Below are 18,142 nucleotides of genomic sequence, written 5' to 3' on the forward strand. Positions count from 1 at the left end.
GTCATCGCGCGAGTCGCCACAGCCGCCACCCCGGCCCCGGCCCCCACCGGGCCAGATACGCCAACCCCGGCACCAGCCGCGCGACCCCGTGCGACGTCGGCACCGAGCACGCCGGCACCCCGGAGCCCCACAACCGGTACACCCGCCCCGGGGCCACCCAGGGCCCACCGGACACCGTCCACGACACCCCGTCGTGCACCAGGCCGTACGTCACCCCCGGCGTCAGCCAGTACGGATAGTCGGCGTCGGCGCGGAGGACCAGCCCCCGTACCCGGAAAAGTCCTCCGGTCTCCCGGGTGTCGAGGCGACCGAGCGCGGTCGCGGTGCGCGGAACCATGCCCCCAGCCTCGCGGACCCCCGCCCCGCCGACCATGGCATCCGTGTCGCATCCGTGTGGCACCTTTGTGGCATGCGCCGTCCCCGCACGCCACTCGCCGCCCGCCGCCGGGCGCGGGGCCTCAGCCAGGAGAGTCTGGCCGCGCGGCTCGGGGTCGACCGGTCCACAGTGGCCCGCTGGGAGGGCGCGCGGACAGCGCCGCAGCCGGTGTTCCGTCCCCGGCTGGCGGCTGAGCTCGGCTGGTCGCCGGAGGAGTTGCACGCGGCGCTGGCGGAGGTGACCCCTGCGGAGACCTCCGGCGAATGGCCCGGGCCCTGGGCCTCGGACGCGGTGCGACCCGGCCCCGCGCGGCGGGACGGCACCACACGGCACATGCCCGTCCGCCCGCGTCCGGTCGACGAGGACGCCGTCCTCGACCTGCACGACCACCTCTATGACCTGGCCACCCGCTACGACACCGTCGCGTCACGGCACCTGGTCGCCCCCGTCACCGCCTGCCACCGCGCCGCGGTCGACCTCGCCGGCACCACCCGCGACCCGGCCCTCCTCCCCAGGGTGCGCACCGCGGCCGCGGAGGCGGCGATCCTGCTCGGCCGGGTCGTCTGGGACGCCTCGGCGCGCACCGACAGCGTCAGGGCGCTGGCCCGCTTCACCGAGGCTCTCGGCTTCGCCAGCGCCGCCGACGACCACGTCACCGGGACCCACGCCCTGCTCCGCACCAGCTATGTCGCCCTGTACGGCGACCGCGACCCGCTCGCCGGCGCCGCCCACGCCCGCCGGGCCGCGACCAGCGCCCGGCACAGCCCGTCCCTGCGCGCCCTCGCCCTGCTGCACGTCGCCGAGGCGCACGCGATGCTCGGCGAGGCCCGCGACTGCGAGGCGACCCTCGACGCCGCGCACGCCCTGTTCGCCGACACCGACATCGACGACGTGGGCCGTTTCCTCCTGGACCCTGCGCCCTTCCCCCGCCTCGCCGGAGCCTGCGAGCTGCGCCTCGGCCGCCCGGCCCGCAGCCGAGCCCTCCTCGAGGAGGCCGTCGACCTCCCACCCACCAAAACCACAACCCTCATCCTGGGTACGCTCGCCCGCGCCCTCACCCTCGAACGCCACCTCGACGCCGCAGTCGCGACCCTGCACCGGACCGTCGACCAGCTCGCGGTCCACCGGGGCGCCGCCGGTACCCACGCGACCCTCGCGGCGGTCCGCGACCTGGACCCCTGGCGAACGGAACCCCGGGTGGCGACCCTCCGCGACCGCCTGCACACCCTGGGTCTCCTCGCGCCCTGACCCTGGCGGGGGACCGTGTGCCGAAAACGTGCCACAACATGGGGCCCGGTTCACCGGTCGCCGAGAATGTCGGTGGCAGCGGGTAGCCTGCTGTGCGTGCTGACTGTCTCCACCGTGAATGTCAACGGCCTGCGCGCCGCCTCCGGCAAGGGCTACCTGGAGTGGCTCGCCGCCACGGACGCCGACGTCGTCTGCCTGCAGGAGGTGCGCGCCGAGGCCCACCAGCTCACCGACGAGGTCCGCGAGCCCGAGGGCTGGCACACGTTCTACGCGCCCGCCGCCGCCAAGGGCCGGGCCGGTGTGGCCGTGCTCACCCGCCGCGAGCCCTTCGAACACCGGGTCGGTTTCGGCTCCACCGAGTTCGACGGCTCCGGCCGCTACCTGGAGGTCGACCTCCCGGGCGTCACCATCGCCAGCCTCTACCTCCCGTCCGGCGAGACGGGCACCGACCGCCAGTCGGAGAAGGAACGCTTCATGGCGGAGTTCATCGACTACCTGGCCGGGCTGCGCAAGCGCGCCGAGTCCGACGGCCGCGAGGTGCTGGTCTGCGGCGACTGGAACATCGCGCACCGCGAGGCCGACCTGAAGAACTGGAAGACCAACCAGAAGACGGCCGGCTTCCTCCCGGAGGAGCGCGCCTGGCTCACCCGGCTCTACGACGAGGTGGGCTACGCCGACGTCGTCCGCGGCCTGCACCCGGACGGCCCGGGCCCGTACACCTGGTGGTCGTACCGGGGGAAGGCCTTCGACAACGACGCCGGCTGGCGGATCGACTACCACGTCAGCACCCCAGGCCTGGCGTCTCGTGCGACGGCCGCCCGGGTGGAGCGCGCGGAGACCTACGAGGGCCGCTGGTCCGACCACGCCCCGGTCACGGTGACGTACACCACGTAGTCCGGCGCGCGGGTCCCGCCGCGCGGGCGGGGCTGCCGTCCATGCGCCGGTCCGGCTCGTGTCGCCTCCGGTTCGCGGTTCGGGAGTCGCCGATGGGCGCTGGCTGTGGCCCGGGCGTTGGCGCGCTCCCGCCCGTGGCCGGGGTCACCCCGGCCCGCCCGGGCCACAGGTCATCCCCCTACGCGTCGATGTTCTCGCAGTGGTCCCTGACCGCGTACACCGCTCCGGTGGTCGTGTTCGTCAACGGGTAGTACCGGTGGCCGGCGTAGAAGTCGGCGCTCCACACGTACCCGTTGAGGGTGGTCGTGGTCTTCCACGTGATCACGACGTCCCCGGTGTGCATCGTGCCGACGGCGGCGGTCGTGGTGCTCGCGCCGTAGCGCACGGACTGGCCGTCGCCGGCCGCCGTCACCGTGTAGAAGCACTGGACCCGCAACGGGGTGGCGGCCTGGGCCGCGCCGACCGGCACGGTCACCGCCGCGACGGTGGCGGCACCGGCCAGGGCGAGCGCCGCGATCCGGGAACGGGTAAGGACAGAAGTCATCGTTGCCTCCTGGGTAGGGAACGCGGAACCTCCCGCGCCTCTCCAGGAGACCCCGCCGGGCTGGCGTTCGCCCAGGCCCGACGGGTTCACGAAGTGGACATGGCCACAAGTGACGCGCCGGCCCCACTCATGGACCCGTCAACTCCGCCACCCGGTGGCGAAGACCGGGGCGGAACGCGCCGACCGCCCGGCCCACCATCCGAGCCGCGTCGCCGTTCGTTGGCTTCGGCCCGCTCGGCCCGCTCGGCCCGCTCGGCCCGCAGCGGACGCCCGGCCCCGGACAGCGCCTTCGCGACGCCACCCGGGGCCGGTCGGCCAGCTCCAGGAATCAGGAGGGCAACGTCCAGTCGATCGGCTCGGCACCCTGAGCGACCAGCAGCTCGTTCGCCCGGCTGAACGGCCGCGATCCGAAGAATCCCCGGTCGGCGGACATCGGACTCGGGTGCACCGACTCGACGCACGGCGTCGACCCCAGCAGCGGCCGCAGCCCCTGCGCGTCGCGCCCCCACAGGATCGCCACCAGCGGCTTGTCCCGGGCGACCAGGGCCCGGATCGCCTGGTCGGTGACCTTCTCCCAGCCCTTGTTCTTGTGCGCGCCGGGATTGCGCGGTGCCGTGGTGAGTGACCGGTTGAGCAGCAGGACGCCCTGCTCGGCCCACGGGGTCAGGTCGCCGGTGGCGGGCTTGGGCAGGCCCAGGTCCGTCATGTACTCCTTGAAGATGTTGATCAGGCTCGGCGGGATCCGGCGCACGTCCGGTGCCACCGAGAAGCTCAGCCCCACGGCGTTGCCCGGGGTCGGGTAGGGGTCCTGGCCGACGAGGAGGAGCCGGACACTGTCCAGCGGCTGGGTGAAGGCCCGCAGGATGTTCTCCCCGGCGGGCAGGTAGCTGCGCCCGGCGGCGATCTCCTCCCGGAGGAACTCACCCATCGCTGTGATGTTCGGCTGCACGGGTTCGAGGGCCTCGGCCCAGCCCGGATCGACAAGTTCGGTCAATGTTGCCACGCCACGAAACCTTAGTCGCCACCCCCGACAAAACCGGCCCGGGGCGTCGAACCGCCTCGAGCCCGGTGCCGACCCGCTACCGCCGACGCCCACCGAGCCCCGCCACGACATGCCGCCGACGCCGCCAAGCCGCCAGAGCCAGGTGGCATGCTGCCTGCCCCGTCCAAGGGCGATCGGCGACCGCGCCGACGACCCTCGTCCACCCATCATCCCTGCTAGGGAAAACCCTTGAATTGCGCCGCATCCTGGGCACTTGCGCGGCATCGGGTGACAACCTCGCGTCTGCCCCTTGACACCTGATTATTCATAAATCTAAATCTTTGGTAGGTCCTAACGGTCCCTGTTACATGAACCCCTCATCATGGAGCGTGAACATGACTCCCAGGAGCTTCCTGCGCGGTATGCGGAACGTGACCATCGCGGTCGCGGTCGCCGGCAGCGCACTGCTCTTCGGCGGCGGCGCGGCCCAGGCCGCTCCGGCGGCCGCCGCCCCTGCCCCGGCCCTCGCCGCCCGGACCCTGGTGTACAACGCCAGCGGTGCCGGCCAGTTCTCGGCCACCGCCGACCAGGCCGTCGCGATCTGGAACCAGCGGGTGCCCAACGTGCACCTGCAGAAGACGGGCAGCCCGACCATCTACATCTACGTGACCAACAGTGGCGGCTCCCGCGCCTACGTCCAGGGTCTGGGTCGGGGCACCGTCTACATCGACACCACCCAGGTCAACCAGGGTCACAGCCCGCTGCGGATCCTCGCGCACGAGCTGGGCCACATCCTCGGCCTGCCGGACAACTACAACGGTAACTGCGCGATCCTGATGTCCGGCGGCAGCGCCGGTACCTCGTGCAAGAACCCGAACCCGAGCACCGCCGAGGCGTCGCGGGTGAACCAGCTGTTCAGCTTCGCGCCGGCCCTCGCGGGCAAGGACGAGGCGTTCGTCGCACCGGTCTGCCACGTCTACTAGACGGGTACGGAGCCGCCGATCCCACCAGGGTCGGCGGCTCCCGCACGTCGGTCGAACAGTCCCGGGCCACCTGCGGCGCCCCGCACGTGGTGCTGGTGCTCTACGACCCGTCGTGGCGCGGCCAGGGCATTCCGGGCCTGGCTCCGCGCCGAGACGGCTCCGCGAACGCTCCCGGCAGGCCCCGCGCAGGCTCCGCGCCGCAGACGACGTCCGAATGCTCCCGCCACCCCGGCGGTACCCTGGTGATCATGGCTTCCGTGTTGTCTCTGAACATCGGCCGGATCACCCCGACCGAACACGCCACGCCCGGCGAGACCGGCATCGACAAGCGCCCGGTCCCGGGCCCGGTGGCGGTGACGGCCCCCGGGCCCAAGGGCGTCGGCGGCAGCGGCCTGGCCGGCGACCGGATCCGCGACCTGCGCCACCACGGCGGCGACGACCAGGCCGTCTACGCCTACGCCGCGGAGGACCTCGACGCGTGGGCCGCGGAGTTGGGCCGCGAGCTGCGCCCGGGCATGTTCGGCGAGAACCTGACCACCGTCGGCCTCGACGTCACGGGTGCGCTGATCGGCGAGCGCTGGCGGGTGGGGCCGCAGGTCGTGCTGGAGGTGACCACGGCGCGGATCCCGTGCCGGACGTTCGCGGGATGGCTGGGGGAGAAGCGCTGGGTGCGGCGGTTCACGGAGCGGGGCGTGCCCGGGTCGTACCTGAGAGTGATCGTCCCTGGGGAGATCCGGGCCGGTGACGGGATCGAGGTCCTGCACCGCCCGGACCACGACGTGACCGTCGGGGTGGCCTTCCGGGCCTTGACGACGGACCGGGACCTGCTGCCGAGGCTCCTCGCCGCCCGCGCGCTGCACCCGGAGGCCCTGGCCCAGGCCGAGAAGGGCGAGCCGATCGTCCTCGACGGCCCATGACAACTGTCATGCCAAGATCATGACGCGCGACCGGGGTACGCCCGGCCCCGGACCGGCAGAGTCATGGGCATGACAACGACAGCGACTGTCCAGGCCGGATCGGCCGTCAGTCTGACCGGACTCCACAAGCGGTACGGCGACCTCCGCGCCGTCGACGGCGTCGACCTGACCATCGCCCCCGGTGAGGTCGTCGCCCTCCTGGGCCCCAACGGGGCCGGCAAGTCGACCACGGTGGACATGCTCCTCGGCCTGAGCAAGCCCGACGCCGGCCAGGTGCGGATCTTCGGCCGCACGCCGCGCGACGCGGTCCGGGCCGGCGTGATCGGCGCGATGCTGCAGAAGGACAACCTGCGCGCCAACGCCACGGTCCGCGAGACCATCGAGATCATCGCCACCCTGCACGGCAAGCCCGAGCGGGTCGCGCCCACGATGGCGACGGTCGGGATCACCGACATCGCCAAGCAGAAGTGCGGCAAGCTGTCCGGCGGTCAGAAGCAGCGTGTCCGGTTCGCGCTGGCCATGGTCAGCGACCCCGACCTGCTGGTGCTGGACGAGCCCACGGTCGCCATGGACGTCGAGATCCGCCGGCAGTTCTGGCGGTCGATGCGGGAGTACACCGACGCCGGCCGCACGGTCCTGTTCGCCACCCACTACCTGGAGGAGGCCCAGGAGTACGCCGACCGGGTCGTCCTGCTCCGTTCCGGCCGGGTGATCGCCGACGGCACGGTCGCCCAGGTCCGGGCCGCCGCCTCCGGTCGTACGCTGCGCGCCGTCGTGCCGGACGCCACCGAGGCCCAGCTGGCCGCGCTGCCCGGCGTCACCTCCCTCGAACTCCGCGACGGCCGCGCCGTCCTGAGCTGCGCCGACTCCGACGCCGCCGTCCGCGCCCTGCTGCGCGAGCACCCCGAAGCCCACGACATTGAGATCGCAGCAGTGAACCTCGAGGACGCCTTCCTCGCGCTCACCGGAGAGGACGCCCGATGAACCTGCGCTACCTGGCCATCGAGGCCAAGCTCGTCGCCCGCAACAGCCGGTTCACCGTCTTCACCGTGGTCATGCCGTCGGTGCTGTTCGTCATCTACTGCGGCCTGTGGGCCAAGAACGGCGCGACGTACCCCGACGGCTCGGCCGTGGCCCCGTCCCTGATGGTCGCGATGGCCGCGTACGGCTCGATGGGCGCGGCCCTGTCCACCGGCGCGCAGATCGCCATGGAGCGCGGGATCGGCTGGCAGCGGCAGTTGCGGCTCACGCCGATGCCGGGCGTGACGTACATGCTCACCAAGGGTCTGCTCGCCATGCTGATGGCGTTCCCGACCATCGGCCTGGTGTCCCTGCTCGGGCTGACCCAGGGCGTGGACCTCAGTGGCGGCCAGTGGCTGCGCCTGATCCTCGGCCTCTGGCTGGCCGCGGCCCCGTTCGCGGTGCTCGGCATCATGATCGGCCAGTACGCCACGGTCGACAGCCTCCAGCCGATCGTCAGCGGCCTGATGATGGTGCTCGGCCTGCTCGGCGGCATGTGGATCCCGGCCCAGATCGTGCCGGACTGGATGCAGAACATCATGAAGATCACGCCGACGTACTGGCTCCGCGAGGTCGGCCAGGCGGCCTTCGCCCCGCACCCGGTCCTCGGCACGGCGGCGGCGGTCCTCGGCGGGTACGCGGTGGTGGCCGGTCTCCTGGCCGCCCGCCGCTACGTGACCGACACGGCCCGCGTCTAGTCTTCGACCATGACGACTGACGCCAGCCCGGTACCGGAGCCCCCGGTGCCGGGCGCCGTCCGTGGCATGCTGGGCCGCAGGGTCGGCGTACTGGTCACGGTGTTCTTCTCGCTGTTCCTGGTCTCGTTCGCCGCCGACGTGGCGACGTCCGACCGCCCGACCGGCACGAAGATCGCGTTCCTGGCGGTCCTGTCCGTCTACGGCCTGAGCTACGGCTTCGGCGTGATCTTGTTCTGGAACGCCGTGACCGGCCGCAAACTGGCCCTGGTCGGCTGGCTGCTCCTCCTGTTCGTCGCGCTGCTGACCATCGGCGGGCTGCCGACGATGATGCTCGCGACGTACATCATCGGCCCGGTCTCGGTGATGCTCCCGTTCCGCTGGGCCGTCGGTCTCAGCGGGGCCCTGCTCGCTGGCCTGCTGGTCGCGATGGTGGTCACCGGCGAGGACCTGATGGGCGCGTGGCTGGGCCTGCTGGCGATCGCCGCCTCGGTGGCGCTGATGGGCCGGCTGATGACGGTGAACCGGGAGCTGTTCACCGCCCGGCACGAACTCGCCACGATGGCCGTGAGCCAGGAACGGGCCCGGGTCGCCCGCGACCTGCACGACGTCCTCGGCCACAGCCTGACCACGATCACTGTGAAGGCCGGCCTGGCCCGCCGGATCCTGGAGTCCGACCCGAACGGCGTGGACCGGGCCGTCGCGGAGATCGCCGACCTCGAACGGCTGTCCCGGCAGGCGCTCACCGAGGTCCGCGCGACGGTCTCCGGGTACCGCAAGGCCTCCCTGGCCGCCGAGCTCGCCGGCGCGAACGTCGCCCTCGCTGCCGCGGACATCGTCGCCGACCTGCCGCACGCGGTCGACGACGTGCCCCCGGAGCTGCAGGAGTCCCTCGCCTACGTGGTCCGTGAGGGCGTCACCAACGTGCTGCGGCACTCGGGCGCGACCCGCTGCCAGATCCGGCTCGGCCCGACCTGGCTGGAGGTCCGCGACAACGGCGTCGCCCCGCCCGGCCCGGCCGGCAACGGGCTCACCGGCCTGCGGGAGCGGCTCGCGGCCGTGGGCGGCACGGTCGACGCCGGCCCGCTGCCCGGCGGCGGCTTCATGATCCGCGCGTCGGTCCCACCCCGGCCTTCGACCACTTCCGAGACGGCACCGACTTCTGTGGAGGAGACGACGTGATCAGGGTTTTGCTGGCCGACGACCAGGCCCTGGTGCGCGGCGCGCTCGCAGCGATGCTCAGCATCGAGCCCGACATCGAGGTCGTGGCCCAGGTGGCCTCCGGCGACGAGGTGCTGGCCGCCGCGAGGGCAGCGACCCCCGACGTGGCCCTGCTCGACGTGCAGATGCCCGGCAAGGACGGCCTCACGGCCGCCGCCGAGCTGCACCGGGCGCTGCCGGGCGTGCGGATCGTGATCTGCACGACGTTCGGCCGCCCCGGGTACCTGGCCCGGGCGATGGCCGCCGGGGCCGTCGGCTTCGTGGTGAAGGACGCCCCTCCGGAGCAGCTCGTCGACGCGGTCCGCCGGGTGCACGCCGGTCTCCGGGTGGTCGACCCGGCACTGGCCGCGGAGTCCCTGGCCACGGGCGCGAGCCCGCTGACCCCGCGCGAACACGAGGTGCTCCTGGCGGCCGTCGCCGGCGGCACGGTCTCCGACCTCGCGAAACAGCTCCGCCTGTCGGAGGGCACCGTCCGCAACCACCTGTCCTCGGCGATCGGCAAGACCGGGGCGAGGACGTCCCCGGAGGCGGCCCGGATCGCGGAGGAACGCGGCTGGCTCTGACCGGAGCAGACCCGGCGCGGTGCGCACCCGTCCGGGGGCTGGGCACGTTCCTGAACGCTCGGTAGGCTCCGGCCCATGACGTACTCCATCGTGGCCCGTTCGGCCGACGGCGTGGCGCTCGGCGTGGCCGTGGCCAGTAAGTTCCTCGCCGTGGGCATGGCGGTGCCGGCCGCGGAGGCCGGGGTCGGCGCGCTGGCTACCCAGGCGTACGCGAACCTGGCGTACCGGCCGCAGGGGCTCGCGCTGTTGCGCACCGGGACCCCGGCGGCCGACGTCGTCGCCGGGCTCACGGCCGCCGACCAGGGGCGCGAGGACCGCCAGCTCGGGGTGGTGGGCCCGACGGGCTCTGGGGCGACGTACACCGGAAAGGGGTGTTTCGACTGGGCCGGCGGCGTCGCCGGGGACGGTTACGCGATCCAGGGCAACATTCTCACCGGCCCCGAGGTGGTCGCGGAGATGGAGCGGTCCTGGCTGGGGAGCGCCGACCTGCCGTTCGCCGACCGGCTGCTGCAGGCCTTGGCGGCGGGCGAGGCGGCCGGCGGGGACAGCCGGGGCCGGCAGAGCGCCGCGCTGTACATCGTCTCCCCGGGCGGCGGCTACGGCGGCCTCAGCGACGTGGCCGTCGACCTGCGGGTGGACGACCACCGGGACCCGGTCGCCGAACTGGCCCGGCTGTACGTGCTGCACGACCAGCTGTTCGGCCACACGGACCCCGAGCTGCTGCTGTCCCTGGAAGGGGCCGTGGCCGAGGAGGTGGGGGCCCGGCTGACGGCGCTCGGCTACGCGGTCGACCGCGGCCTGGACGCCGGGTTGGCGGCCTGGGCGGGCTCGGCGAACATGGAGGAGCGGCTCGTCGAGGGTCGGATCGACCCGGTGGTCCTGGAGGTCCTCCGCGCCGCCTAGAATATTCGAGTCTTGTAATGGTTCAGCTCACCCTGTATGGTTCAGGTGTGCTGCTGACCGCTGAGACCCACCTCGACGCCATGACCCGGATCGGCCGGGCCCTCGCGGACGAGACCCGGTGCCGGATCCTCGTGGAGCTGGCCGCCGCCCCGGCCTACCCGAGCGAGCTGGCCGACCGGCTCGGCGAGTCCCGGTCGAAGATCAGCAACCACCTGTCGTGCCTGCGCGGCTGCGGTCTGGTCGTCGCGGCCTGGGAGGGCCGCCGGGTGCGCTACGAGATCTCCGACCCCCGCCTGGCCCACGCCCTCGGCGACCTGCTCGGCGTCGTCCTCGCGGTAGAGCCCCACCCCGAAACCGTCGACTCCACCCACGCAGATCGGGAAGCGCGATGAGCCACGACCACGACCACGGCCCCGGGCACACCCACTCCCACGGGGTGTCCGCCGACGCCGACCGCCGCTGGCTGACCGTGGCCCTCGTCCTGATCACCGGGTTCATGCTCGTCGAGGTCGTCGTCGGCATGCTCGCCCAGTCCCTCGCCCTGATCTCGGACGCCGCGCACATGCTCACCGACGCGGCGTCCATCGTCCTGGCGCTGGTCGCGATGCGCCTGGCGGCCCGGCCGCCCCGCGGCGGGTACACGTTCGGGCTGAAAAGGGCCGAGATCCTCTCCGCGCAGGCCAACGGCCTGACCCTGCTCCTGCTCGGCGCCTGGCTGGCCTACGAGGCGGTCCGCCGCCTGATCGACCCGCCCCAGGTCCAGGGTGGGCTGGTCCTCGTCACCGCCCTGGCCGGCATCGTCGTCAACGTCGCCGCCGCCTGGTGCCTGAGCCGGGCCAACCGGTCGAGCCTCAACGTCGAGGGCGCGTTTCAGCACGTCCTCAACGACCTCTACGCGTTCATCGCCACCGCCGTCGCCGGCGGGGTCATGCTCCTCACCGGGTTCGTCCGGGCCGACGGGATCGCCTCGCTGATCGTGGTGGTCCTGATGGTGAAGGCGGGCGTCGGCCTGCTGCGGGAGTCCGGCCGGATCCTTCTGGAAGCCGCGCCGGCCGGGCTCGACCCGGGGGCGCTCGGGGCGGAGCTGGCCGCCGTCCCCGGGGTCGCGGAGGTGCACGACCTGCACGTCTGGCAGATCACCTCGGGTCAGCCGGCGCTGTCGGCGCACATCCTGGTCGTGCCCGGCGGGGACTGCCACGCCATCCAGGCGGAGATCGAGCACCTGCTGGTCCAGCGGCACCACCTCGACCACACGACGCTGCAGGTCGACCACGCCGCGGCGGAGGGCCACTGCGTGGAGCCGCACGGCCAGGTGTACCGGGCGGTGTAGGCCCGCGCACCCCGGCCGGTGGGGCACTATAGGGACATGTGCGGCAGGTACGTGTCCCGGCTCGCCCCCGAACAGATCGTCGAGGAGTTCGGCGTCGAACGGGTCGCCGTGTCCGAGGTGCTGGAGCCCGACTTCAACGTGGCCCCCACCAAGCAGGTTTACGCGGTCCTGGACCGGCTGCACGACGACCGGCCGGAGCGCCAGCTGCGCGCGGTGCGCTGGGGCCTCGTCCCGTCCTGGGCCAAGGACCTGAACATCGGCCGCAAGCTCATCAACGCCCGCCTGGAGTCCGCCGACGAGAAGCCGGCCTTCCGCAAGGCCTGGGAGAAGCGCCGCGCGATCCTGCCCGCCGACGGCTTCTACGAGTGGACCACCGAGAAGGTCCCCTTCTACCTGCACCTCCCCGACGACGGCGTCCTCGCCCTCGCGGCGCTCTACGAGCTGTGGCGCGACCCGGCCCTGCCGAAGGACGACCCGGACGCGTGGCTGTGGTCCGCCGTCGTGCTGACCACGGTCGCCACCGACGAGGGCGGCAGGGTGCACGACCGGGCGCCGCTGATCGTGCCCGCGGAGGCGTACGACGCGTGGCTGTCCCCGACGGGGCACGACACCGACGAGCTGCGCGGGCTGCTGGTGCCGGCGACGAGTCTCGTGGTGGCCGACGAGGTGTCCCGCGAGGTGAACAACGTCCGCAACAACGGCCCGTCCCTGATCACCCGGGTCGGCTGACCCCGGGCCCACCGCCGGCGTTCGTTCCGCGTTCGGCGGGCGTTCCTATCCCGTACGTTGTTGTCTATAGTGGACAAATAACACCATGCGTGCATGACCCGAACCCTCGCCCGTCTCGCCACGCTCCTCACCGCCGCCGTCGCCGCCTCCCTGCTGGCCACCCCGGCCTTCGCCGCCACGGTCTCCCAGCCGCTGCGCACCGCCGTCTCCTCCCTGCCCGTCGCCGCCGAGGTCCGAACCGGCTACAGCCGCAGCCTGTTCCCGCTCTGGATCGACGAGGACCACGACGGCTGCAACACCCGTTACGAGGTGCTGATCGCCGAGGCCGTCACCGCGCCCACGGTCGGCTCCGGCTGCTCCCTGTCCGGCGGCCGCTGGTACTCCTACTACGACGGCGCGTACTGGACCAACCCCGCCGACCTGGACATCGACCACGTGGTCCCGCTCGCGGAGGCCTGGGACTCCGGCGCGCGGTCGTGGACCACGGCCCGCCGGCAGCAGTACGCCAACGATCTCGGCGACCCGCGCCCGCTCGTCGCGGTGACGGACAACGTCAACCAGGCCAAGGGCGACCAGGACCCAGCCACCTGGATGCCGCAGTTGGAGAAGTGCCGCTACGTCGGCGACTGGGTCGCGGTCAAGCTCCGGTGGAACCTGACCGTCGACTCCGCAGAGAAGGCGGCCCTGACCACCCTGGCCAACGGCTGCCCGAACGTCACGATCACGGTCACCCGGGCGTTCTGACAGGCACGCCCCGCGCGGTGACGGGATTCGATGTGCCGTCCCGCTGTACCAAAGCTGACAGCGCGTTGTGACCTTGGCAAACGGGTGGCACTCTCCAGTCAACCATCGTCAGATGTCGATTGGATGAACACCATGCGCGCCAGATCCTTACTCGTCGCTCTCCTCGTCGCGGTGTGCGGCGCTGTGCTGGGGCCCGTCGCCCCGGCGCAGGCCGCCACCGCCGACCAGTGGGGCTTCGCCCTGGTCGACAACCCGACCGTCCCCCTCTTCACCACCCTGAACACCACCCGGCAGTGGGGCACGTGGAAGACGGCCTTCCCCGCCGACTGGGCCTCCGGCGGCAAGCTGGCCACCGGCCGGTTCCGGGTGAAGTTCCCGCACATCGGTACCCCCAAAGGCTTTGTGCACGTCACGCCCGTCAGCCGGACCGGCAACTACTGCGAGATCCTGTTCTGGACCCCGTCCGGGGTCGACGAGATCCTGGACGTGCAGTGCCACAAGCCGGGCGGGGTCGCCGACGACACGGCGTTCACGGTGATGTGGAGCGTCAGCTCCGGAGTGGCGGCCCCGCCCGGGAGCCACGCCTATGTCCGCTACGGCACCTCGGGCATCGTGGACTCCTACAACTCGACTGGCCTCGGGGTGTCCGGCGGGCCGCTCGGCACCGGGCAGTACAGCTTCAAGCTCTACGGCGTCGGGCTCGCCACGGTGCTGTCCGGCAACCTGCAGGCCACGGCCATCCAGCCGAACGGCGCCCCGCGCCGGTGCAACATCTACCAGTGGAGCATGGCCGGCACGGACATCGTCGCCTACGTGTTCTGCTACAACCAGGCCGGCGCGGCGACCAACACCGAGTTCACGCTGTCCTACCACCGGGAGCGCACGGTGCTCGGCTCGTTCGCGCCGCCGAAGTACTTCGGCTACGTGTGGACCGCCGGCAACGTCGGGCAGACGAACTTCAACTACCCGACCGGGCTGAACACCAACGTGGTGGGCACGGCGCCGCCGCTGGGCCGGTTCATCGTGAAGTACCCGAACCTGGGGCAGAAGGAGACGACGGCCCAGGTCACGGCCAACAGCTCGACGTCGCGGTACTGCAACCTGACGTCCCCGTGGACCTACTCCGGCCCGGACGCGGTGGTCGACGTGATCTGCTTCGACAACGCCGGCGTCTACACGCCGGAGGTGTTCTTCTCCACCTTCACCTCACGGATATGAGCCTCCGCCGGTAAGCGAGCCGAGGCGAGACCGACGCGGTCCCGGAGGTGCGACCCGGGACCGCGTCCCCGCGCGTGCACCTTCCCCCAGTGTGACCTGAGACACCATACTGATGAGTAGTCGACCTCTGGGGGTTTCGTTATGCGCAGTACGATGCAGGATGTCCCACTCAACCTCCGCCGGCTCCTGGAGTACGGCGGTTCCGTGCACGGAGCCGCGCGCCTCCTCACCGCCGAGCCGGGCGGCTACCGGGAGTCCAGCTACGCGCACGTCGCCGCCAACGCCGCCCGCCTCGCGCACGCCCTGGCGGGCCTGGGCATCGGCGAGGGCGACCGGGTCGCCACGTTCATGTGGAACAACCAGGAACACGTCGAGGCGTACTACGCGATCCCCTGCATGGGCGCCGTCCTGCACCCGCTGAACATCCGGCTCCCCGCCGACCAGATCCTCTACACCGCCCGGCACGCCGAGGACCGGATCGTCATCGTCGACAACTCGCTGCTGCCCGGCTTCGTCAAGCTGCTGCCGCACCTGCCCGGGATCGAGCACGTCATCGTCAACGGCGCGTTCGAGCAGCCGGAGGGTCAGAGCTTCCACCTGTACTCGGAGCTGATCGGGGACCTGCCGGACACGTACCCGTGGCCGGAACTGGACGAGAACACCGCCGCCGCCATGTGCTACACCTCGGGCACCACGGGCGAGCCCAAGGGCGTCGTCTACAGCCACCGCTCCATCTACCTGCACTCGATGGCCAGCGTCATGCCGGACGTCTTCGACATCTCCTCCCGCGACCTGATCCTGGGCATCGTGCCCCAGTTCCACGTCCTGGCCTGGGGCCTGCCCTACTCGGCGTTCCTGGCCGGCGCGAGCCTCGCGATGCCCGACCGGTTCCTGACCCCGGAGCCGCTCGCCGCGTTCATCGCCGCCACCCGCCCCAACAAGGCCGGCGGGGTGCCGACGATCTGGCAGGGCCTACTCCAGTACGTCGAGGCCACCGGCGGCGACCTCTCCTCCCTCGACGAGGCGATCATCGGCGGCTCCGCCTGCCCGCCCAGCCTGATGGCGGCCTACGACCGGCACGGCGTGACCCTGCTGCACGCCTGGGGCATGACGGAGATGTCCCCGCTGGGCTCTCTGGCCCGGGCCCCTCAGGGCCTGTCCGGCGAGGAGGCAATGCGCTACCGCCTCACCCAGGGCCGCTTCCACGCCGGCGTCGAGGCCCGCCTGATCGGCCCGAACGGCGAGACCCTCCCGCACGACGGCGTCAGCGTCGGCGAACTGCACGTCCGCGGCCCGTGGATCACCGCCGGCTACTACCTGGGCGAGCAGTTCCCCGACGGCTGGCTCCGCACCGGCGACGTCGGCAGGATCAGCCCCGACGGCTTCCTCACCCTCACCGACCGGTCCAAGGACGTCATCAAGTCCGGCGGCGAGTGGATCTCCTCCGTGGAACTGGAGAACCACCTGATGGCGCACCCGGCCGTCCTGGAGGCCGCCGTCGTCGGCGTCCCGGACGAGAAGTGGGGCGAGCGCCCGCTGGCCACGGTCGTGTTCAAGGCCGGCGAGGCCGTGCCGTTCACGGAACTGCGCGACTTCCTCGCCGAACGCCTGCCGCGCTGGCAGCTCCCCGAGCGGTGGTCGCTGCTGGAGGAGGTCCCGAAGACCTCGGTCGGCAAGTTCGACAAGAAGCAGATCCGTTCCCGCCACGCCACCGGAGACCTCACCATCGAAACCCTCTAACCCCCTTCATCGGGTACGGAGGTCCCTGACCCTGTGTTCGGCGGTTCGACACCTCGCTAGTCGAAGTGGGGGAACCGGCCGCTCAGGAAATGGTCGATCTGGCGGCGCATGGTCGGGTGGATGTCCAGTCCGCCGAGTTCGGCGACGGCGAACCATCCGACCTGGCTGGCTTCGTCGTTGGCGGCAGGGGCTCCGCCGGTCGGCCGCGCGAGAAAGGTGACCTCGTATTCCTGGCGGACCTCACCGTCGGTGTACGCCACTATGTGGCCCGGGTCGGAGTAGATGCCGAGGAGACCGGTGATCTCGACGAGAACGCCGGTCTCCTCGTGTGTCTCGCGGGTCGCGCAGGCCGTCGGGGTCTCGCCCAGCTCCTGTTTGCCCATCGGTAGTGCCCATTGGCCGGTATCGCGGCGCCGCTGGAGCAGGATGCGCCCCGCGTCGTCCACGGCGAGCACACCGCAGGCGGGGACCAGGCTATTGGGGTGAGGAGCCCGGGCATCATTCCAGTACTCGACGCGTCCCATCGCTCAGCCTCCCGGATTCCACGGTACGGCCTCGGACCACACCCGGTCGAAGCTTGCCGTGTAGTGCGCGAACAAGGTGCCGCCATCGAGCTTACGGAAGTGCAGAGCGGGGTTGAGGCTGGCTGGCTCTCCGTAGACGTGAGCGTTGACGATCAGTTCGTCGTCGTAACGGAAGATGCTGTTGTACAACGTGGTCGCGTGAAGTCGGATCTCGCAGCCGTCGAACCGGACGAGGTCACGGTAGTAGGTGAGGCTCGCCCGGATCTTCGCCCCCATGGTCCCGCCGAGGCCCTCTTCCTGATCTCTGACCGCGACCGCCTGGCTTTCGGGGTCGCCGAAACACAAACGCACCTGCACCCCGGCAGAGACGCGCTCGGCCAGCATGGCGGCGACCCGGGGTTGGGTCTGTGCGAAGAACGTGCCTGAGTAGACGAGGACGTCCATGTGTTCCTGGGTGCCCGTCAACAGCCTCAACCACGTGTCGCGAGGGATCGACGCACGGTCGGGATAGACCTCTGTGAGCTCCGAACGGCTGGCTTCCGCCAGTCGGCCGTCGCCCTTGGCGAGCACGTCGGGCCAGAGGTAGGTCTCGTCAGTGCCGAGCCGCTGGGCCGCAGCCCAACGATGCCGACGGTGCGGCACCCGGTTGTGGGAGATCCACCTTTCAACAGTCTTGGGGTCAACCTCGCATGCCTCGGCCAACTCCTCCACGGAGACGCCCCCGCGCAGCATCGTCGTACGTAGACGCTCATTCATACGAGGAATTCAACGCTTCCCGGATGGGACGTCTCAAGTACTCGAAGGGACGTTTGTGGCCCCGGGTAGACGTCTTCAACACATCCCGCAGGGCGGTCGATTTCGCGTTGGGTAACGGGTTGACTACTCCCAGGGTGCTCCCGGTTGGCTGAATTCCCGTCTGTCTTCCCCAGTCAACGGATGTCGAGTAGGTCGGCCGGGAGCTGCCCATCCAAGCAATGCCACGACCCAAGCAGAGGATGATTCATGGCAGAACTGGCGGAGATCACGTCTGAGCACGACGCTCGGCAGGTCATGGACACACACCACGAGGACGATGAGGGGCACTGCGCGGCTTGCATCCTCGCTGGCGTGACCATCCACGCACCGTGCTACGCGCGGATCGAGGCACACCGCTTCCTGGACCGCCTCGGACTCATGCCGTGAACAGGGGGGAAGACCCAACACGAGAGTTTTCGTTGGTGCAGCCAGGATCGGTCGACATCAGGACCGCCACCGCCTGGGCGCGACTACCCGCGAAGCCCTGTCCATTTCGCGCGGCAGGATTCTCGACGGTCACACTCGACGAAGCCGTTCAGGCTATCGCGCTGGGGCAGGGTTCGTGGCGGGCCGATTTCTGCGGGCAGTGCGGCGGTTGTCACGTGACCAGGCGCACCCGTCACGCTGGCCGAACGGGCGTATCGCGGGCAACTTCGATCCTGCACTCCATCACGCTCCTCGCCTTATTGGTGATCGTGACGGCTCTCGCGCTGTCC

At 71.3% G+C, this 18,142-nt stretch carries 21 protein-coding genes; 16 read left to right on the forward strand and 5 right to left on the reverse strand.

All coding sequences use genetic code 11. From position 1 onward, the window contains the following. Position 1 precedes the first annotated feature (1 nt). On the reverse strand, positions 2-337 hold the full coding sequence (locus IW245_RS38915; RefSeq protein WP_197008044.1) for a hypothetical protein: 336 nt from the start codon (positions 335-337) through the stop codon (positions 2-4). Positions 338-409: 72 nt separating this feature from the next. Between IW245_RS38915 and IW245_RS38920 the strand changes: the two genes are divergently transcribed. Together IW245_RS38920 and IW245_RS38925 are read left to right on the forward strand one after the other, a co-directional pair. Continuing rightward, positions 410-1,624: a helix-turn-helix domain-containing protein gene (locus tag IW245_RS38920; RefSeq protein ID WP_197008045.1), complete on the forward strand. Its 1,215-nt coding sequence runs from the start codon at positions 410-412 to the stop codon at positions 1,622-1,624. Positions 1,625-1,720: 96 nt separating this feature from the next. After that, positions 1,721-2,518: an exodeoxyribonuclease III gene (locus IW245_RS38925; RefSeq protein ID WP_197008046.1), complete on the forward strand. Its 798-nt coding sequence runs from the start codon at positions 1,721-1,723 to the stop codon at positions 2,516-2,518. Positions 2,519-2,696: 178 nt separating this feature from the next. Here the strand turns inward: IW245_RS38925 and IW245_RS38930 are convergent, their stop codons facing one another. Both IW245_RS38930 and IW245_RS38935 read right to left on the reverse strand, forming a co-directional pair. Further along, entirely contained in the window at positions 2,697-3,062 is a 366-nt protein-coding gene (locus IW245_RS38930) for a hypothetical protein (RefSeq protein WP_197008047.1), read from the reverse strand. A 328-nt stretch (positions 3,063-3,390) separates the two neighbouring features. Then, positions 3,391-4,065 (reverse strand): uracil-DNA glycosylase, encoded by a 675-nt coding sequence (locus IW245_RS38935; protein ID WP_233472964.1) that lies wholly within the window; start codon positions 4,063-4,065, stop codon positions 3,391-3,393. Positions 4,066-4,439: 374 nt separating this feature from the next. On the opposite strand from IW245_RS38935, the gene IW245_RS38940 reads away from it, so the two are divergent. From IW245_RS38940 to IW245_RS39000, 13 genes are all read left to right on the forward strand, one after another. Next, the gene (locus IW245_RS38940; protein ID WP_267920034.1) at positions 4,440-5,027 is read left to right on the forward strand and encodes a snapalysin family zinc-dependent metalloprotease; all 588 of its coding nucleotides are present in this window, start codon (positions 4,440-4,442) and stop codon (positions 5,025-5,027) included. A gap of 248 nt (positions 5,028-5,275) precedes the next feature. Then, positions 5,276-5,944 (forward strand): MOSC domain-containing protein, encoded by a 669-nt coding sequence (locus IW245_RS38945; RefSeq protein ID WP_197008049.1) that lies wholly within the window; start codon positions 5,276-5,278, stop codon positions 5,942-5,944. 69 nt (positions 5,945-6,013) lie between these two features. Beyond that, entirely contained in the window at positions 6,014-6,928 is a 915-nt protein-coding gene (locus IW245_RS38950) for an ABC transporter ATP-binding protein (protein ID WP_203787520.1), read from the forward strand. Next, positions 6,925-7,662 (forward strand): ABC transporter permease, encoded by a 738-nt coding sequence (locus IW245_RS38955; RefSeq protein WP_197008051.1) that lies wholly within the window; start codon positions 6,925-6,927, stop codon positions 7,660-7,662. Before IW245_RS38950 ends, IW245_RS38955 begins: the two co-directional genes overlap by 4 nt. A 9-nt stretch (positions 7,663-7,671) precedes the next feature. Beyond that, a complete protein-coding gene (locus IW245_RS38960) occupies positions 7,672-8,841 on the forward strand; it encodes a sensor histidine kinase (RefSeq protein WP_197008052.1) in 1,170 nt (389 codons plus the stop codon). Continuing rightward, positions 8,838-9,443 (forward strand): response regulator transcription factor, encoded by a 606-nt coding sequence (locus IW245_RS38965; RefSeq protein ID WP_197008053.1) that lies wholly within the window; start codon positions 8,838-8,840, stop codon positions 9,441-9,443. The genes IW245_RS38960 and IW245_RS38965 overlap by 4 nt, the downstream gene beginning before the upstream one ends. A gap of 75 nt (positions 9,444-9,518) precedes the next feature. Then, positions 9,519-10,346, forward strand: a complete 828-nt coding sequence (locus IW245_RS38970) for a DUF1028 domain-containing protein (protein ID WP_197008054.1) — start codon at positions 9,519-9,521, stop codon at positions 10,344-10,346. Positions 10,347-10,426: 80 nt separating this feature from the next. Further along, complete coding sequence (locus tag IW245_RS38975; protein ID WP_231400828.1) at positions 10,427-10,738, forward strand: ArsR/SmtB family transcription factor; 312 nt, start codon at positions 10,427-10,429, stop codon at positions 10,736-10,738. Next, positions 10,735-11,676, forward strand: a complete 942-nt coding sequence (locus IW245_RS38980) for a cation diffusion facilitator family transporter (protein ID WP_197008056.1) — start codon at positions 10,735-10,737, stop codon at positions 11,674-11,676. Before IW245_RS38975 ends, IW245_RS38980 begins: the two co-directional genes overlap by 4 nt. Positions 11,677-11,712: 36 nt before the next feature. After that, positions 11,713-12,405: an SOS response-associated peptidase gene (locus IW245_RS38985; RefSeq protein ID WP_197008057.1), complete on the forward strand. Its 693-nt coding sequence runs from the start codon at positions 11,713-11,715 to the stop codon at positions 12,403-12,405. A gap of 93 nt (positions 12,406-12,498) precedes the next feature. Continuing rightward, positions 12,499-13,149 carry an HNH endonuclease family protein gene (locus IW245_RS38990; RefSeq protein WP_197008058.1) on the forward strand — a complete coding sequence of 217 codons (651 nt, stop codon included), beginning with the start codon at positions 12,499-12,501 and terminating at the stop codon, positions 13,147-13,149. Between the two features lie 132 nt (positions 13,150-13,281). Beyond that, complete coding sequence (locus IW245_RS38995) at positions 13,282-14,367, forward strand: hypothetical protein (RefSeq protein ID WP_197008059.1); 1,086 nt, start codon at positions 13,282-13,284, stop codon at positions 14,365-14,367. 141 nt (positions 14,368-14,508) lie between these two features. After that, a complete protein-coding gene (locus IW245_RS39000) occupies positions 14,509-16,107 on the forward strand; it encodes a long-chain fatty acid--CoA ligase (protein WP_197008060.1) in 1,599 nt (532 codons plus the stop codon). A 56-nt stretch (positions 16,108-16,163) separates the two neighbouring features. On the opposite strand, the gene IW245_RS39005 is transcribed toward IW245_RS39000, so the two are convergent. Beyond that, positions 16,164-16,631, reverse strand: coding sequence for an NUDIX domain-containing protein (locus IW245_RS39005; RefSeq protein WP_197008061.1), 468 nt, complete (start codon positions 16,629-16,631; stop codon positions 16,164-16,166). Between the two features lie 3 nt (positions 16,632-16,634). Continuing rightward, positions 16,635-17,342: an XRE family transcriptional regulator gene (locus IW245_RS39010; protein ID WP_233472963.1), complete on the reverse strand. Its 708-nt coding sequence runs from the start codon at positions 17,340-17,342 to the stop codon at positions 16,635-16,637. A 291-nt stretch (positions 17,343-17,633) separates the two neighbouring features. On the opposite strand from IW245_RS39010, the gene IW245_RS39015 reads away from it, so the two are divergent. Further along, positions 17,634-17,813 (forward strand): hypothetical protein, encoded by a 180-nt coding sequence (locus IW245_RS39015; protein ID WP_197008063.1) that lies wholly within the window; start codon positions 17,634-17,636, stop codon positions 17,811-17,813. Positions 17,814-18,142: the final 329 nt, after the last annotated feature.

Source organism: Longispora fulva (assembly GCF_015751905.1).
Classification (GTDB): Bacteria; Actinomycetota; Actinomycetes; order Mycobacteriales; family Micromonosporaceae; genus Longispora; species Longispora fulva.

Excerpts from the sequence above, each read along its gene's own strand:
- IW245_RS38915 (WP_197008044.1), bottom strand. The coding sequence starts at position 337 with ATGGTTCCGCGCACCGCGACCGCGCTCGGTCGCCTCGACACCCGGGAG.
- IW245_RS38990 (WP_197008058.1), top strand. The coding sequence starts at position 12,499 with ATGACCCGAACCCTCGCCCGTCTCGCCACGCTCCTCACCGCCGCCGTC.
- IW245_RS38985 (WP_197008057.1), top strand. The coding sequence starts at position 11,713 with ATGTGCGGCAGGTACGTGTCCCGGCTCGCCCCCGAACAGATCGTCGAG.
- IW245_RS38975 (WP_231400828.1), top strand. The coding sequence starts at position 10,427 with ATGACCCGGATCGGCCGGGCCCTCGCGGACGAGACCCGGTGCCGGATC.
- IW245_RS38945 (WP_197008049.1), top strand. The coding sequence starts at position 5,276 with ATGGCTTCCGTGTTGTCTCTGAACATCGGCCGGATCACCCCGACCGAA.
- IW245_RS38995 (WP_197008059.1), top strand. The coding sequence starts at position 13,282 with ATGCGCGCCAGATCCTTACTCGTCGCTCTCCTCGTCGCGGTGTGCGGC.
- IW245_RS38940 (WP_267920034.1), top strand. The coding sequence starts at position 4,440 with ATGACTCCCAGGAGCTTCCTGCGCGGTATGCGGAACGTGACCATCGCG.
- IW245_RS38920 (WP_197008045.1), top strand. The coding sequence starts at position 410 with ATGCGCCGTCCCCGCACGCCACTCGCCGCCCGCCGCCGGGCGCGGGGC.
- IW245_RS39015 (WP_197008063.1), top strand. The coding sequence starts at position 17,634 with ATGGCAGAACTGGCGGAGATCACGTCTGAGCACGACGCTCGGCAGGTC.
- IW245_RS38960 (WP_197008052.1), top strand. The coding sequence starts at position 7,672 with ATGACGACTGACGCCAGCCCGGTACCGGAGCCCCCGGTGCCGGGCGCC.
- IW245_RS38930 (WP_197008047.1), bottom strand. The coding sequence starts at position 3,062 with ATGACTTCTGTCCTTACCCGTTCCCGGATCGCGGCGCTCGCCCTGGCC.
- IW245_RS38970 (WP_197008054.1), top strand. The coding sequence starts at position 9,519 with ATGACGTACTCCATCGTGGCCCGTTCGGCCGACGGCGTGGCGCTCGGC.
- IW245_RS39000 (WP_197008060.1), top strand. The coding sequence starts at position 14,509 with ATGCGCAGTACGATGCAGGATGTCCCACTCAACCTCCGCCGGCTCCTG.
- IW245_RS38980 (WP_197008056.1), top strand. The coding sequence starts at position 10,735 with ATGAGCCACGACCACGACCACGGCCCCGGGCACACCCACTCCCACGGG.
- IW245_RS38950 (WP_203787520.1), top strand. The coding sequence starts at position 6,014 with ATGACAACGACAGCGACTGTCCAGGCCGGATCGGCCGTCAGTCTGACC.
- IW245_RS38955 (WP_197008051.1), top strand. The coding sequence starts at position 6,925 with ATGAACCTGCGCTACCTGGCCATCGAGGCCAAGCTCGTCGCCCGCAAC.
- IW245_RS39005 (WP_197008061.1), bottom strand. The coding sequence starts at position 16,631 with ATGGGACGCGTCGAGTACTGGAATGATGCCCGGGCTCCTCACCCCAAT.